17 protein-coding genes are annotated in these 13,950 nt (G+C 70.3%); 14 read left to right on the top strand and 3 right to left on the bottom strand.

The window, feature by feature from the left end; all coding sequences use genetic code 11:
• Nucleotides 1-17: 17 nt before the first annotated feature.
• From QK288_RS15490 to QK288_RS15475, 4 genes are all read left to right on the top strand, one after another.
• Entirely contained in the window at nucleotides 18-212 is a 195-nt protein-coding gene (locus QK288_RS15490) for a helix-turn-helix domain-containing protein (RefSeq protein WP_281265160.1), read from the top strand.
• A gap of 130 nt (nucleotides 213-342) precedes the next feature.
• Nucleotides 343-441, top strand: coding sequence for an AURKAIP1/COX24 domain-containing protein (locus QK288_RS15485; RefSeq protein ID WP_003792170.1), 99 nt, complete (start codon nucleotides 343-345; stop codon nucleotides 439-441).
• 98 nt (nucleotides 442-539) lie between these two features.
• Nucleotides 540-794, top strand: coding sequence for a glutaredoxin family protein (locus QK288_RS15480; protein WP_281265159.1), 255 nt, complete (start codon nucleotides 540-542; stop codon nucleotides 792-794).
• Nucleotides 791-1,084: a Dabb family protein gene (locus tag QK288_RS15475; RefSeq protein ID WP_281265158.1), complete on the top strand. Its 294-nt coding sequence runs from the start codon at nucleotides 791-793 to the stop codon at nucleotides 1,082-1,084. Before QK288_RS15480 ends, QK288_RS15475 begins: the two co-directional genes overlap by 4 nt.
• A 146-nt stretch (nucleotides 1,085-1,230) precedes the next feature.
• On the opposite strand, the gene aspS is transcribed toward QK288_RS15475, so the two are convergent.
• Nucleotides 1,231-2,571 carry an aspartate--tRNA(Asn) ligase gene (aspS, locus tag QK288_RS15470; RefSeq protein ID WP_281265157.1) on the bottom strand — a complete coding sequence of 447 codons (1,341 nt, stop codon included), beginning with the start codon at nucleotides 2,569-2,571 and terminating at the stop codon, nucleotides 1,231-1,233.
• Between the two features lie 147 nt (nucleotides 2,572-2,718).
• Between aspS and QK288_RS15465 the strand changes: the two genes are divergently transcribed.
• Entirely contained in the window at nucleotides 2,719-3,060 is a 342-nt protein-coding gene (locus QK288_RS15465; protein WP_281265156.1) for a DUF3176 domain-containing protein, read from the top strand.
• Nucleotides 3,061-3,239: 179 nt separating this feature from the next.
• On the opposite strand, the gene QK288_RS15460 is transcribed toward QK288_RS15465, so the two are convergent.
• The gene (locus QK288_RS15460; RefSeq protein ID WP_281265155.1) at nucleotides 3,240-3,650 is read right to left on the bottom strand and encodes a MerR family transcriptional regulator; all 411 of its coding nucleotides are present in this window, start codon (nucleotides 3,648-3,650) and stop codon (nucleotides 3,240-3,242) included.
• 42 nt (nucleotides 3,651-3,692) lie between these two features.
• Here QK288_RS15460 and QK288_RS15455 point away from each other — a divergent pair, with 42 nt between their 5' ends.
• From QK288_RS15455 to ccsB, 6 genes are all read left to right on the top strand, one after another.
• Complete coding sequence (locus tag QK288_RS15455; RefSeq protein WP_281265154.1) at nucleotides 3,693-5,183, top strand: SulP family inorganic anion transporter; 1,491 nt, start codon at nucleotides 3,693-3,695, stop codon at nucleotides 5,181-5,183.
• Nucleotides 5,184-5,250: 67 nt separating this feature from the next.
• Nucleotides 5,251-5,907, top strand: a complete 657-nt coding sequence (locus QK288_RS15450) for a histidine phosphatase family protein (protein WP_281265153.1) — start codon at nucleotides 5,251-5,253, stop codon at nucleotides 5,905-5,907.
• Entirely contained in the window at nucleotides 5,904-6,527 is a 624-nt protein-coding gene (locus QK288_RS15445; RefSeq protein ID WP_281265152.1) for a TlpA disulfide reductase family protein, read from the top strand. The genes QK288_RS15450 and QK288_RS15445 overlap by 4 nt, the downstream gene beginning before the upstream one ends.
• 45 nt (nucleotides 6,528-6,572) lie before the next feature.
• Complete coding sequence (locus tag QK288_RS15440; RefSeq protein ID WP_281267612.1) at nucleotides 6,573-7,271, top strand: cytochrome c biogenesis protein CcdA; 699 nt, start codon at nucleotides 6,573-6,575, stop codon at nucleotides 7,269-7,271.
• Nucleotides 7,255-8,994, top strand: a complete 1,740-nt coding sequence (locus QK288_RS15435; protein ID WP_281265151.1) for a cytochrome c biogenesis protein ResB — start codon at nucleotides 7,255-7,257, stop codon at nucleotides 8,992-8,994. Before QK288_RS15440 ends, QK288_RS15435 begins: the two co-directional genes overlap by 17 nt.
• Nucleotides 8,995-8,996: 2 nt before the next feature.
• The gene (ccsB, locus tag QK288_RS15430; RefSeq protein WP_281267611.1) at nucleotides 8,997-9,995 is read left to right on the top strand and encodes a c-type cytochrome biogenesis protein CcsB; all 999 of its coding nucleotides are present in this window, start codon (nucleotides 8,997-8,999) and stop codon (nucleotides 9,993-9,995) included.
• Between the two features lie 223 nt (nucleotides 9,996-10,218).
• On the opposite strand, the gene QK288_RS15425 is transcribed toward ccsB, so the two are convergent.
• On the bottom strand, nucleotides 10,219-11,211 hold the full coding sequence (locus QK288_RS15425) for an o-succinylbenzoate synthase (RefSeq protein ID WP_281265150.1): 993 nt from the start codon (nucleotides 11,209-11,211) through the stop codon (nucleotides 10,219-10,221).
• Between the two features lie 119 nt (nucleotides 11,212-11,330).
• Here QK288_RS15425 and QK288_RS15420 point away from each other — a divergent pair, with 119 nt between their 5' ends.
• From QK288_RS15420 to QK288_RS15410, 3 genes are all read left to right on the top strand, one after another.
• Nucleotides 11,331-11,750, top strand: coding sequence for a hypothetical protein (locus QK288_RS15420; protein WP_281265149.1), 420 nt, complete (start codon nucleotides 11,331-11,333; stop codon nucleotides 11,748-11,750).
• A gap of 103 nt (nucleotides 11,751-11,853) precedes the next feature.
• Nucleotides 11,854-12,783, top strand: a complete 930-nt coding sequence (locus QK288_RS15415; protein ID WP_281265148.1) for a 1,4-dihydroxy-2-naphthoyl-CoA synthase — start codon at nucleotides 11,854-11,856, stop codon at nucleotides 12,781-12,783.
• A 13-nt stretch (nucleotides 12,784-12,796) separates the two neighbouring features.
• The gene (locus tag QK288_RS15410; RefSeq protein WP_281265147.1) at nucleotides 12,797-13,930 is read left to right on the top strand and encodes an AMP-binding protein; all 1,134 of its coding nucleotides are present in this window, start codon (nucleotides 12,797-12,799) and stop codon (nucleotides 13,928-13,930) included.
• The last annotated feature ends 20 nt before the right edge of the window (nucleotides 13,931-13,950 follow it).

Raw genomic sequence — 13,950 nt, 5'->3', positions numbered from 1 at the left:
CCACCCGAAGGCGGACCATGACCGGCAGTTTCGACGACGTGCGCTTCCTCACCGTCGCTGAGGTCGCCGAGATGATGCGCGTGTCGAAGATGACCGTCTACCGCATGGTGCATGCCGGCGAGCTCCCCGCCATCCGGTTCGGCCGGTCGTTCCGGGTGCCGGAGTCCGCGGTCGCAGCGGTGCTCCGCGGCGGGATCGCGGACGTCGGCTGACCCGATCGGGTCCCGCCGAACTCGTCCGTTCGACATCACAGCGGCCCTCCGGTAGGATCGGGCAGGTTGATTTTCCGCGGCTTCATCGGCCCGGTGTCCGTACATCAGCATCAGTCCGAGCGAGGTCCACATGGGTTCTGTCATCAAGAAGCGTCGCAAGCGCATGGCGAAGAAGAAGCACCGCAAGCTCCTTCGCAAGACGCGTCACCAGCGTCGCAACAAGAAGTAAGTCGCGAGACTTGCCGCAGAAGCCCCGGTTCGCCGGGGCTTTCGTGTTCCCGGGGGACACTGCCGGGACGACGCTCCGAGCGGCGCTACGCTGATCCCATGCCAGCCGTGACGCTCCTCACCAAGCCCGGATGCCATCTCTGCGACGACGCCAGACCCGTCGTCGAACGGGTCGTCGCAGCGCATCCGGGGGTGACGCTCACCGAGACGTCGATCCTCGACGACGACGCGCTCCGACTCGAGTACGCGGAGGACATCCCCGTCGTGCTCATCGACGGTCGCGTCCACAGCAACTGGCGCGTCGACGAGGACCGCCTCGTCCGCGCACTCGAGCAGGCAGGAGCCTCCGCATGATCCAGCACGTCGTCTCGTGGACACTCCGGGAGGACCTCGACCGAGCGTCCTCCATCGACCGGATCCGGACGCTCCTGCACGGATTGATCGGCGTCGTGCCGTCGATCCGCACGCTGCAGGTCGTCGAGAACGTCGCCTACCCCGGGAAGAACCAGGACGTCGCCGTGGTCGCGACGTTCGACGACCTCGCCGGGCTCGACGAGTACCAGGTGCACCCGGACCACCAGGCGGCCGCGGCCGAGATCCGTGGACTCGTCACGGGGCGGGCCGCCATCGACTGGCAGAGCTGAGCCGAGCCTCCCGTCCGCCGCGCGCGTGCCGGTGTGATCCACCCGCGCACAACCGAAAGCGGCTCGCGCCACGGGAATCCGTGGTGCGAGCCGCTTTCGGTTGTGTGGACGGACACGGGGCCGACGGAGCCGCCCCGCGGGTCGACCTACGGGGTCAGGCGCGTCGGGCCGCGGAACAGGTACGTGACCTCGCGGATGGACGGCTCACCCAGCATGAGCATCAGCACGCGTGCGAGACCCATGCCGAACCCACCGTGCGGCGGGACGCCGTAGCGGAAGAAGTCGAGGTACCAGCCGAGCTCGGCGGCGTCGAGCCCCTTCTCCTCGGCCTGTGCCGTGAGGACGTCGACACGGTGCTCGCGCTGCGCGCCCGTGGAGATCTCGGCGCCGTTGAACAGCAGGTCGTAGCTGTTCGTGAGCGTCGGGTCGTCGGCGTGACGCATGTGGTAGTACGGCCGGATCGAGGCGTCGTAGTCGGTGACGAACACGAACTCGGAGCCGTGGTGCTCCTTTGCCCATGCGGACACGCGGCGCTCGCCCTCCGGGTCGAGGTCGCCGTCGGCGCGGACGACGTCGTGGCCGCTGTCGGCCACGATCTTGCGGGCCTCGGCGAGGGTGACGCGGGGGAACGGCGTGGTCGGGACCTGCAGCTCGAAGCCGAAGACCTCCTCGATGTCCTTGCCGTACTTCTCCTTGACCGCGCTGATACCGGCGACGAGGACCTCCTCGTGCATCGCCATGACGTCCTCGTGCGACTCGATCCACGAGAACTCGGCGTCGACCGACGTGAACTCGGTGGCGTGGCGCGACGTGAACGAGGGGTCGGCGCGGAACGCGTCGGCGATCTCGAACACGGCGCCGAAGCCGGCCGGCTGCGCCATCTGCTTGAAGTTCTGCGGCGACTGCGCGAGGTACGCCGTCGTCTCGAAGTACTCGAGCTGGAAGAGCTCGGCGCGGGACTCCGACGCCGAGGCCATCAGCTTCGGGGTGTGGATCTCGATGTAGTCGCGCTCGACCCAGTACGAGCGGAACGCGTGCTCCATCGTCGTCTGGATGCGGAAGATGAGGTTCTGCTTGCGGTTGCGCAGGTCGAGGAAGCGCCAGTCGAGTCGCTTGTCGAGCGAGGAGTCGTCGGCGATCGGGGTCTCCGGGATCGCTGCGCTGACGAGGGTCAGTTCGCCGACCTTGACCTCGAGGCCGCCGAGCTTGACGCGCTCGTCGTGCTTCAGGGTGCCGGTGACGTGGATGAAGGAGCCGTGCGCCAGACCCGAGATCGCCTCGGTCGTGGCGAGTGCCGCTGTCGACGCGTCGTCGCCCTCGGTCGCCTCACGCGTCGCGGGGTTGACGAGCTGGACGGCGCCGGTCTCGTCGCGCAGCACGACGAACTGCACCTTCTTCTGATCGCGGACGGTCTCGACCCATCCGGCCACGGAGACGGGACCGTCGGGGAGGGCGGCGAGGTCGCTGATGCGGGTGCGTTCGATCACGGTCGTCGAGTCTACCGGGCCGCCGGTTCTCCACAGCCCGGTTACGTCCGGTGGTCGTCCACAGATGCGGCCCGGAGGCTCGGATCGCCTCCGCCGCACTCCTAGCGTTCTCGATGTGGCCGGGTCGCGAGCGGGGAGGAGGTCCTCATGACGGAGGGGATCGAAGCACTCGCGGCCTGGCCACCTGCGGCCGTCGCGACGGTGGTGGCCGCGCTCGCTGCCGCGGCGCTGACGCTGCTCGGTGCTGTCGTCGGCGGGTGCTGGGCGATCGTGCGGTGGCGGCGGGACGTCGAGCGGGAAGAACGAGACCGGTACTGGGCACGTCTCACGGTGGTGTTCGAACTCGTCTCCGGCGACGACGTCGGGCGGCATGAACTCGGGTACGCCCTCGCCGCAGCGATGTGTGACATGCAGAAGATCCCACGAGGCGAGGAACCGGGTGCGAAGGTGATGCGGGAACTGCTCAGCAGATCGAGGGAGACGGGATGATGACGATCGTTGCGCGCGCACGCGCAGGCGTCACGCGCTGGTTGGACCGACATGAACCCCCTGCGGTGAGTGACGAGGAGCTGGACGCGATGTGGGCGCGCGCGAAGGCCGGCGCGGCGGCGTGGCATGCACACATCGAGCAGCGCAAGCGCGAGATCGCGGCCGCGCGCGACGGGGCGTCAGGGGAGCGCGGCGCGGAGGGTGCTGAGGGTGCCGATGAACTCCTCGGCCATGCCCGCGCGCTCGACGAGCTTCGCGTGGCGGGCCCGCGCGTCCTCCAGGAAGGCATCGAGGCGCGCTGCGCGTGCGGCCGTGTCCTCCGCATCACCACCGGGGAGCCCGTCGACGATGCCGAGCAGGTCGCCCATCTCCTCGAGTGAGAACCCGAGCGGCTTCATCCGGCGGATGACGAGCAGGCGCTCCAGGTCGCGCGGGGTGTAGACGCGGAAGCCCCCGGTGGTCCTGCCGCTCGGGACGAGCAGACCGACCTCGTCGTAGTGCCGGATCGTCCGGAGCGACATCCCTGCGCGGTCGGCGAGCTCGCCGATGTGCATCGTGCCGGCCTCGTGCGCGTCGTCCTGGTCGCTCATCGCGGACAACTCTACCCTCACGTAACGGTAGAGTCGTCCGCGATGACGACCCTCACCTCAGCGCCGGCGGCCCCGAGCGTCCTGTCCGCACTCCGTTCGCCGAGGCTCCTGACGCGCGAGGTACTCGCTGGGATCGTCACCGCGCTCGCCCTCATCCCCGAAGCGATCTCGTTCTCGGTCGTCGCGGGCGTCGACCCGGCGGTCGGGCTCTTCTCGAGCGTGGTGATCGCCGTGGTGATCGCGATCGTCGGCGGCCGCCCGGCGATGGTGTCCGCCGCTGCCGGCTCAGTCGCGCTCGTGATCGCGCCGCTGGTGCGCGAGCACGGGATCGACTACCTGGTCCCGACGATCGTGCTCGGCGGCGTGATCCAGCTCGTGCTCGGGTTCCTCGGCGTCGCACGGCTCATGCGGTTCATCCCGCGCAGCGTCAACGTGGCGTTCGTGAACGCCCTCGCGATCCTCATCTTCACGGCGCAGCTGCCGAACCTGTTCGGCCGCGACGTGCCGCTCGTGGTCTGGCCGTTGACGGCACTCGGCGTCGCGATCATCGTCGCGCTCCCGTTCCTGACGAAGGCGGTCCCCGCGCCGCTCGTCGCCGTGGTCGTCATCACCGCGATCACCATCGTCTTCAGCGTCGCCGTCCCGACGGTCGGGGACGAGGGCGCGCTGCCGACCGCGCTGCCCGGGTTCAGCGGGATCACGGTGCCGTTCTCGTTCGAGACCCTGTCGATCATCGCGCCGTACGCCTTCGGCATGGCGATCGTCGGGCTCATCGAGACACTGCTCACGGCGCAGCTCGTCGACGCCATCACCGAGACCGGCTCGAGCAAGTGGCGCGAGTCCTGGGGTCAGGGCATCGCCAACGTCGTCTCGGCGTTCTTCGGCGGCACGGGTGGCTGCGCGATGATCGGGCAGACCGTCATCAACGTGAAGACCGCCGGCGCCAGGACCAGGATCTCGACCTTCGTCGCGGGGGCGTCCGTCCTCGTGCTCACGATCGTGCTGCACGACGTGGTGGCGGAGATCCCGATGGCGGCACTGACGGCCGTGATGCTGATGGTCTGCGTCGCCACCTTCGACTGGCACAGCATCCGCCCGAGGACCCTCGGTCGCATGCCCCTCGGCGAGACGGCCGTCATGGTCATCACCGTGGTCGTCGTCGTGCTGACGAACAACCTCGCCACCGGGGTGATCGTGGGTGTCGTCGTCGCGGCGCTGGTGTTCGCGCGGCGCGTGGCGCACGTCGTCACCGTGGTGCGGGAGCCCGTCGACGAGCACACAGTCCGCTACCGGGTCCGCGGCGCGCTGTTCTTCGCGTCCTCGAACGACCTCGTCACCCGGTTCTCCTACGCCGAGGACCCCGAGCACGTCGTCATCGACATGTCCGAGGCGCACGTGTTCGACGCGAGCACCGTGGCGGCACTCGACGGCGTGGAGCAGCGGTTCGCGAAGCACGGCTCGACCGTCGAGGTCGTCAACCTGAACACCGGGTCGGTCGCGCTGCACGGCAGGCTCTCCGGTCACCTCGACTGAGTGCTCCCGAAGCCGTGGATCGTCTGTGCGGGCGGTGGGAACAGCTGAGCGACCTAGACTGGAACCCATGCCCGCGACCCGAATCCACCTCGTGCGGCACGGCGAGGTACACAACCCGGACCGTGTGCTCTACGGCCGACTCCCGGGCTTCGGACTGAGCGAGCTCGGCACGGCCATGGCCGCCGCGTCCGCCGCCGCGTGGAAGGAGTCCGGCGTCGACGTGCGCCGGATCATCGCCTCGCCGTTGCAGCGCACGCAGGAGTCCGCCGCACCGTGGGCCGAGGCGTACGGCCTCGACGTCACGCTCGACGAACGCCTGATCGAGCCGACGAACCGCTACGAGGGACAGCCCCCCGGGTTCACGAAGCGCTCGCTCCGTCGTCCGGCCGAGTGGCCCTGGATCGCGAACCCGCTCCGCCCGAGCTGGGGGGAGGCGTACGAGTCGATCGCGAACCGCATGCTCGCCGCCGTCGCCACCGCGTGGGAGAGCACCGACGAGGGCGACGTCGTCCTGGTCAGTCACCAGCTGCCGATCTGGATGGTGCACCGGCGTCTCGCGGGGGAGCCCCTGTGGCACGACCCGCGCAAGCGTCGCTGCGACCTCTCGAGCATCACCACCCTCGAGCGTGTCCCCGCCACGCCGAGCGGTCGGTTCACCGAGGTCGGGTACGCCGACCCGGCCGAGGAACTCCGCGGGACGGCGATCGACGAAGGAGCAGTGTGACCGAGCGCAGCACGAAGGGGCGGCTCCTCGCCGTCGGAGCGACCATGCTGGTCGCCGCGATCGCCCTCACCGGCTGCTCCTCCGGCAGCAGCGACAAGCTCTCGCAGCAGTACGGCAGCGGGACGACGCAGAACTACATCTCCGGCGACGGTGCGGTGACCGAGGTCGCCCAGGACAAGCGCACGGACGCGGTCGACTTCGACGCGATGACCACCGACGGCGACGAGCTGACGGCGAAGGCGCTCCGCGGCAAGGTCGTCGTCCTGAACTTCTGGTACGCCGGCTGCCCGCCGTGCCGTGCCGAGGCGAAGTACCTGAACGAGGTGCACGAGAAGTACACCGACGACCAGGTCCAGTTCATCGGCGTGAACGTGCGCGACCAGAAGGCCACCGCCGCCGCGTTCGAGCGCACCTTCAAGGTCGACTACCCGACCGTGCTCGACGCCGACAAGGGCGAGATGCAGCTCGCGCTCTCCGGGCAGATCGCCCCGAACGCGGTCCCGGCGACGATCGTCCTCGACAAGCAGGGCCGGGTCGCTGCCCGCGTGCTCGGTGCCGTGGACAGCACGAGCATCCTCGACACCCTGGTGTCGGACGAGCTCAGCGGCAAGGCCTCCTGAGCCGTGGGCAGCAATCCCTTCGCCGACGCGATCCTCAGCGGGCAGATGCTCGTCGCCCTCCCGGTGGCGCTGCTCGCCGGGCTCGTCTCGTTCCTGTCGCCGTGCGTGCTGCCCCTCGTCCCCGGGTACCTCGGGTACGTCGGCGGCGTCGCCGAGGGCGGACGGGGACGCGGCCGCGTCGTGCTCGGGGTGCTGCTCTTCGTCCTCGGCTTCACGGCGGTGTTCGTCGCCTACACGACGGTGTTCGGTGCGCTCGGGTTCTGGCTCGTCCGCTGGCGCGACCTCATCACGCAGGTCCTCGGTGTCGTGGTGATCGTGATGGGCCTGGTGTTCGTCGGCCGCTTCACGTTCCTCCAGCGCACCCTGAAGCCGTCGTGGACCCCGGCGACCGGGCTCGTCGGCGCGCCGCTGCTCGGCATCGTGTTCGGTCTCGGCTGGACCCCGTGCCTCGGCCCGACGCTCGCCGCGATCAACCTGCTCAGCGTGCAGTCCGGCAGTGCCTGGCAGGGGATGTGGCTCGGCGTCGCGTACTGCCTGGGCCTCGGCATCCCGTTCCTGCTCGTCGCGCTCGGCGCCGGCTGGGCCTCGGGAGCGATCCGCGTCGTCAAGCGCCACATGCGCATCGTCAACATCATCGGAGGAGCGATCCTGATCGTCATCGGTCTGCTCATGGTCACCGGTATCTGGTCGGCCGTCATGTCGAGCGTGGGGGCGGTGATCCAGAGCTATGTCCCGGCAGTCTGAGTCCGAGAACGACCTCACCGGCACCGACCAGGCGACGAACGAGGGCGCCGACACCGCATCCGACCCGCAGCGGCCGTCCGACCACGTCGACGGCACCGCGGCGGCGACGACCGACGCCGGCGTGAACCAGCCGAAGCTCGGCTTCGTCGGGTACGTGCGCTTCTTCTGGCGCCAGCTGACGAGCATGCGCACCGCGCTCTTCCTGCTGATGATGCTCGCCCTCGCGGCGATCCCGGGGTCCCTCGTGCCGCAGCGCACGGCGGACCCGAACGGCGTCGTGCAGTACAAGGCCGACCACGCGACGCTCTACCCGATCCTCGACAAGCTCCAGGTCTTCGACACCTACACCTCGGTGTGGTTCTCCGCGATCTACCTGCTGCTCTTCGTGTCGCTCATCGGCTGCATCGTGCCCCGCACCCGGCACCACTGGCAGGCGCTCCGCACCCGCCCACCGAAGACGCCGGTCCGCCTGACGCGACTCGCGGGGTTCCGCACCGTGGCGGTCGAACCGGACACGATGGCGGACGGCGCGACCGGGACGGACGCGGCCACGGGCCTCCCGTCCGTCGACCGCGCGGTCACGCGCGCCATGGCGCTCCTGAAGCGCTCCGGGTACCGCGTCGAGCGCTTCGGCGACTCGGTGAGCGCGGAGCGCGGCTACCTGCGCGAGACGGGCAACCTCGTCTTCCACGCGGCGCTCGTCGGCGTGCTGATCGCCGTCGGCATCGGCGGCGGCTTCGGGTACACCGGCCAGCGGCTCCTCGTGGAAGGCCAGACGTTCTCGAACGTGCTCGGCTCGTACGACTCGTTCAATCCTGGTCGCTGGTTCAACCAGGAGCAGCTCAAGGGCTACAACCTGACCCTCGACAAGTTCGTCACGAAGTACGAGGAGCGGAACCTCAACGCCCTCGGCCAGGCGACGGACTACTCGGCGACGGTGACGAGCAAGGAGAAGGGCGGGGAGTCGAAGACCAGCCGCCTCGGCGTCAACGAACCGCTCTCCATCGGCGGCACGAACGTCTACCTGCTCGGCAACGGGTACGCGATGAACGTGACCGTGCGCGACGGCGACGGGAACGTGGCGTTCCAGGACGTCGTGCCGTTCCTCCCCGCCGACGCGAACTACACCTCCACCGGCGTCATCAAGGTCCCGGACGCGTCGCCGGACCAGCTCGGCATGGTCGGGTTCTTCTACCCGACGGCGGTGAAGCAGACGACCGGCGCGTACGCCTCGACGTACCCGGACATCGAGAACCCGCTGCTCTCGCTGCAGGTCTACACGGGCGACCTCGGGCTCGACGACGGGGTGCCGCGGAGCGTCTACCAGCTCGACACCAAGGGGCTGACGCAGATCGCCGGCACCAAGGCGGACACCGCGAGCATCCAGCTGAAGCCCGGGCAGACGAAGAAACTGCCGGGTGACGCCGGGTCGATCACGTTCGACGGCGTCAAGCGGTACGTGTCGCTCGACGTGCACCACGACCCGTCACAGCTCTTCGTCGGTGGCTTCGCTGTCCTCGCCGTGCTCGGCCTCCTCACCTCGCTCTTCGTCCCGCGTCGTCGCGTCTGGGTGAAGGTCGTGCCCCGGACGGGCGCGGCGAACGGCGAGTACGACCTCGAGTACGCGGGCCTCGCCCGCGGCGAGGACCCCAATCTCGAGCGTGCCGTCGGCGAGATCGCCACGCGGCACACGTCGGACCTCGGAGTTAGGATGCCCCAGTGAACATGACGGAGAACCTCGCGACCTACTCGGTCGTGCTCACGTACTCGGCGATGGCCGTCTACGTGATCGCGTTCATCTCGTTCGCGCTGGACATGGCCAAGCGTGCGGGCGAGGTGTCCGTCGCGACCGACACACAGTCCGTGACGGCGCAGCAGCAGGGCGCCGCGAAGACGGTCGCCACTGTCCAGGGTGGCACCGTGGTGCTCGAGCGGGTGGAAGCACCGGCGAAGACCGGCTCCGGCCGTCGTGGCACCCGGTTCGAACGGGTCGGCATGGCAATGACGATCCTCGCACTCATCCTGCACGTCGGGTCGATCGTGCTCCGTGGCATCGCGGCCGACCGTGTGCCGTGGGGCAACATGTTCGAGTTCTCTCTGACCGGCACCGGGCTGATCGTGCTGATCTTCCTGCTGGTGCAGCTCTGGCAGAACCTGAAGTTCCTCGGCGTCTTCATCACGGGCCTCACGCTCATCCTGCTCGGCATCGCGACGGTCAACTACTACGTGCCCGTGGTGCCGCTCCAGCCGGCGCTGCAGTCGTACTGGCTCGTCATCCACGTGTTCGTGGCGATCGCCGGCACCGGGTTCTTCGCGCTCGGCGCCGGGCTCGCGGTGGCGCAGCTCGTGCAGACCTACCGGCTCGGGCACCCGGCCGTCTCCAAGAAGATCCGCTTCATGGAGACGCTGCCGGACGCCGACCGGCTCGAGGTCCTGACCTACCGCGTGCTCCTCGTCGGCTTCGTCCTCTGGACCTTCACACTCATCGCCGGTGCGATCTGGGCCGAGCGTGCCTGGGGTCGCTACTGGGGCTGGGACACGAAGGAAGTCTGGACGTTCATCATCTGGGTCGTCTACGCCGGGTACATCCACGCGCGTGCGACCCGTGGGTGGCGCGGCGCGCGGTCGTCGTGGCTGGCGCTCATCGGGTTCGCGGCCGTCATGTTCAACTTCTCCGTCGTGAACGTGTTCTTCAAGGGCCTGCACAGCTACTCCGGTCTGTGAGCGTCGTCCGCCGCTGACGCGGCACGCCGGCCTGGAGGCTCGGTGCAGGTCCGCCTCCGGGCCCGGCTCGGGCCTGCCCGAGTGGTCGCAACACCCCGCCGGTTTGTCACCGAGTGGTCAGGGCCCGTCGTTCTGCGGACCAGCGACCGACAGATGGTGACCGCCCAGGGGATGTGAGCGGGGTGTCGTGACCGGTCAGGGGCGGGACGTCAGGGGCGGGACGTCAAGAGCAGGTCGGAGCGGCAGCGAGCAGGGCGTGCACCCGCTCGAGCCGGGAACGCCACCACGCCGTGCGCGCGGGTAACGCGGCGAACCGGGCCACCAGGGAAGGTGCGGCGTCCACGCGACGCACCCCGATCCTCCCGTCCGCCGGCAGGAGCGGATCGGGCGTGACGTCCCCCTCGAACATCGCCGCGGTCCCGAGCCCCGCGGCGTAGCCGGGTGACATCGCGGCCGCGGCGAGGAACGCCCCCATCCCGAGCCCGACCGACGTGTCGAGTGCGCTGGACACGACGCAGGGGAGCCCGGCCGACTCGATCACGGACAGCGCCGCGGTGATCCCGCCGAGCGGCTGCGCCTTCACGACGAGCACGTCGGCGGCCCCGGCCCGCGCGACGGCCAGCGGGTCCGAGGCCTTGCGGACGCTCTCGTCCGCAGCGATCGGCACGCCGAGGCCGGCGATCCGCGATCGGAGCGCTGCGAGTTCCGGGACCGTGCGGCAGGGCTGCTCGGCGTACTGCAGGTCGTACGGGGCGAGCCGCTCGAGCGCCTCCGCGGCCTGGTCCACGGTCCACAGGCCGTTCGCATCGACCCGCACGGACGCGGCCCGGCCCATCACCCGACGGACCTCGGCGACCCGCGCCACGTCGTCGTCGATCGTCGTCCCGGGCTCAGCCACCTTGACCTTCGCGGTCGTGCACCCGGGGTAGCGCGCCAGGAGCCCGGCGACGGCACCGGGCTCGATCGCGGGGACGGTGGCGTTGACGGGGACGGACGCCGCGGCGGGGACGTGCTCCGTCCAGCCGAAGTCGATCGCCCCGCGCAGCCAGGCAGCCGCTTCGGCGTCGTCGTACTCCACGAACGGGGAGAACTCGGTCCACCCGGCCGGACCGCGGAGGACCATCGCCTCGCGCGTGGTGATCCCGCGGAAGCGGACCCGCATCGGGAGGGCGACGACATGGGCGTCGGCGAGGAGTTCGGAAAGGGCGGGAAGCACACGGACATCTTCGTCCAGCGGACCTCACAGTTCCTCGGAGGGGACCGCCAGGGCAGAGCATTAGCATGCATCGGTCGGCCTCGGTCGGCTCCGATCGGCCACGACCAGAGGGAGGCTCCGTGACGTCCAACCCGCACCAGCGGTCGTCACGCAGCACGCCCGGCGGGGGCAGCGACGAGTTCGCCCGCCTCATGCGGAGCAACACCGTCGACGTCCGGGCGAAGACCGCCACACGGCGCCGCAAGAACCCCCTCGTCGGCAAGATCGCCTTCGGCCTCGCCATCGTCTCGGCCGCCGTCGACGCCAGCGCCTTCGCGGTGTTCATGGGCGGCGACACGACCTTCGCGTTCGGCATCTGCTTCGTCGTCGTGTTCCTGACGCTCGTCGCCGCCGTCCTCGGGTTCATCGCCGCGGTCGGCGGGTTCGGGCGGTGGTACGGCTCCATCGGCGTCGTGGTCGCGTTCTTCGCAAACCCGGTGATCCTCATCGTGCTCGTCGTCATGGTCGCCCCGGAGCTCCTCACCGACATGGGGGCGTAGGCCCCTCGGCGACAGGGCGGGGCGGAGGCCCCTCGGCGACAGGGCGGGGCGGAGGCCTCCGGCGACAGGGCGGGGCGTCGGCACGCGGCGATAGGTTGGGTACATGCCCGACACCGTGTCCGACCTGTTCGACCCCGACGTCTGGACGACCGCCCCCGCAGCGGCGTCGTTCACCGACATCACGTACCACAAGCACGTCTCGCACGGGATCGTCCGCATCGCGTTCGACCGTCCAGAGGTCCGGAACGCCTTCCGCCCCCGCACGGTGGACGAGCTCTACCGCGCCCTCGACGACGCCCGCCAGGACCCCCGCGTCGGCGTCGTCCTGCTCACCGGCAACGGCCCGAGCCCGAAGGACGGCGGCTGGGCGTTCTGCTCCGGCGGTGACCAGCGCATCCGCGGTCGCAGCGGCTACCAGTACGTCGGTGACGAGGGCGCCCCGCCGGAGGGCGTGGACCCGGCAGCAGCCCAGGCGTCGATGGGTCGGCTGCACATCCTCGAGGTCCAGCGACTGATCCGCATGATGCCGAAGGTCGTCATCGCCGTGGTCCCCGGGTGGGCGGCCGGCGGCGGTCACTCGTTGCACGCCATCTGCGACCTGACGATCGCCAGCGCCGAGCACGGGAAGTTCAAGCAGACCGATGCCGACGTCGGATCGTTCGACGGCGGGTACGGCAGCGCCTACTACGCCAAGCAGATCGGCCAGAAGTTCGCGCGCGAGGTCTTCTTCCTGGCGCAGGAGTACTCGGCACAGCGCGCGTACGAGATGGGCGCTGTGAACGCCGTCGTGCCGCACGAGGACCTCGAGCGCGAGGCGATCCGCTGGGGCGAGATCATCCTCGGCAAGTCCCCGACGGCGATCCGGATGCTCAAGTACGCCTTCAACGCGGTCGACGACGGCATGGTCGGCCAGCAGGTCTTCGCCGGCGAGGCCACCCGCCTCGCCTACGGCACCGACGAGGCCGTCGAGGGCCGCGACTCGTTCCTCGAGAAGCGCGCGCCCGAGTGGACGTCCTTCCCCTGGCACTACTGATGCGGCGGTCCTGATGCCCCGCCCCCTGGTCCGGCTGGGCGCGTCGGACCCGCTGGCCGTGCTGCGCGGCCTGGAGGCTGCCCTCGCCGGCGGTCCCGCACTGCTCCCCGTCGCCGAGGGCGTTCCCGCCCTGCCGACCCCGGCTCCGGCTGACGTCGAGCAGCGGGTCGCCCTCGTCGTCGAGACGAGCGGTTCCACCGGCACCGGCAAACGTGTGGCGCTGTCGTCCGAGGCGCTCCTCGCCGGCGCGGCCGCAGCCGACGCCGCCCTCGGGGGACCCGGCGGGTGGGTGCTCGCGCTGCCGACCCACTACATCGCCGGCCTCAACGTGCTCACGCGGTCGATCGCGGCGGGCACGACCCCGTCGGTCGTCGCTCCCGGGCACTTCGAGGCCGGGGCGTTCGCGGACGCCGCCGATCAGCTCGCGACCGGTCCGGCTGCACCGCGTCGGTACACGTCGCTCGTGCCGGTCCAGCTCGCCCGCGTGCTCGACGACCCTCGTGCGACGGCAGCGCTGGCGGGGTTCGACGCGGTCCTCGTCGGCGGTCAGTCGACCCCGGGACCGCTGCGGGAACGCGCGGTGGCGGCCGGTGTGCACGTCGTCACCACGTACGGCGCGAGCGAGACGAGTGGCGGCTGCGTCTACGACGGACAGCCGTTCGGGACCGTCCGCACGGAGCTCGTCGACGGCGAGCTCCTGCTGCACGGCCCCATGCTCGCGGAGGGGTACCTCGGCGACGCGGACCGGACCGCGGCGACGTTCGTCGAGCGTGACGGGCTCCGGTGGTACCGCACGGGCGACGCGGCGACGCTCGACGACGGCCGGGTCCGAGTGCTCGGCCGGCTCGACGACGTGATCATCTCCGGCGGCGAGAAGGTCCCGCTCGGACTGGTCGAGCGTCACGTGCGGGAGCTCCCCGGGCAGGACGCCGCGGTCGTCACCCGTCGGGACTCGGGGGAGTGGGGCGAGGTCCCCGTCGTCGTGACGGCGACACCGCTCGACCTCGACACGGTCCGTGCCCACGTCGGTGCTGCACTCGGACGCGCGGCGAGGCCCGCCGAGGTCCTGGTCGTCGACCGCGTGCCGATGCTCGCGTCCGGCAAGCCCGACCGGCGGGCGATCCGAGCACTCGTCGCTGATCGATAGCTCCCACGAATAGGATTGAC

Source organism: Curtobacterium sp. 9128 (genome assembly GCF_900086645.1).
Taxonomy (GTDB): domain Bacteria; phylum Actinomycetota; class Actinomycetes; order Actinomycetales; family Microbacteriaceae; genus Curtobacterium.
Note: the sequence above shows the minus strand (reverse complement) of the source record. Positions and strands in the feature narration are given on the sequence as shown.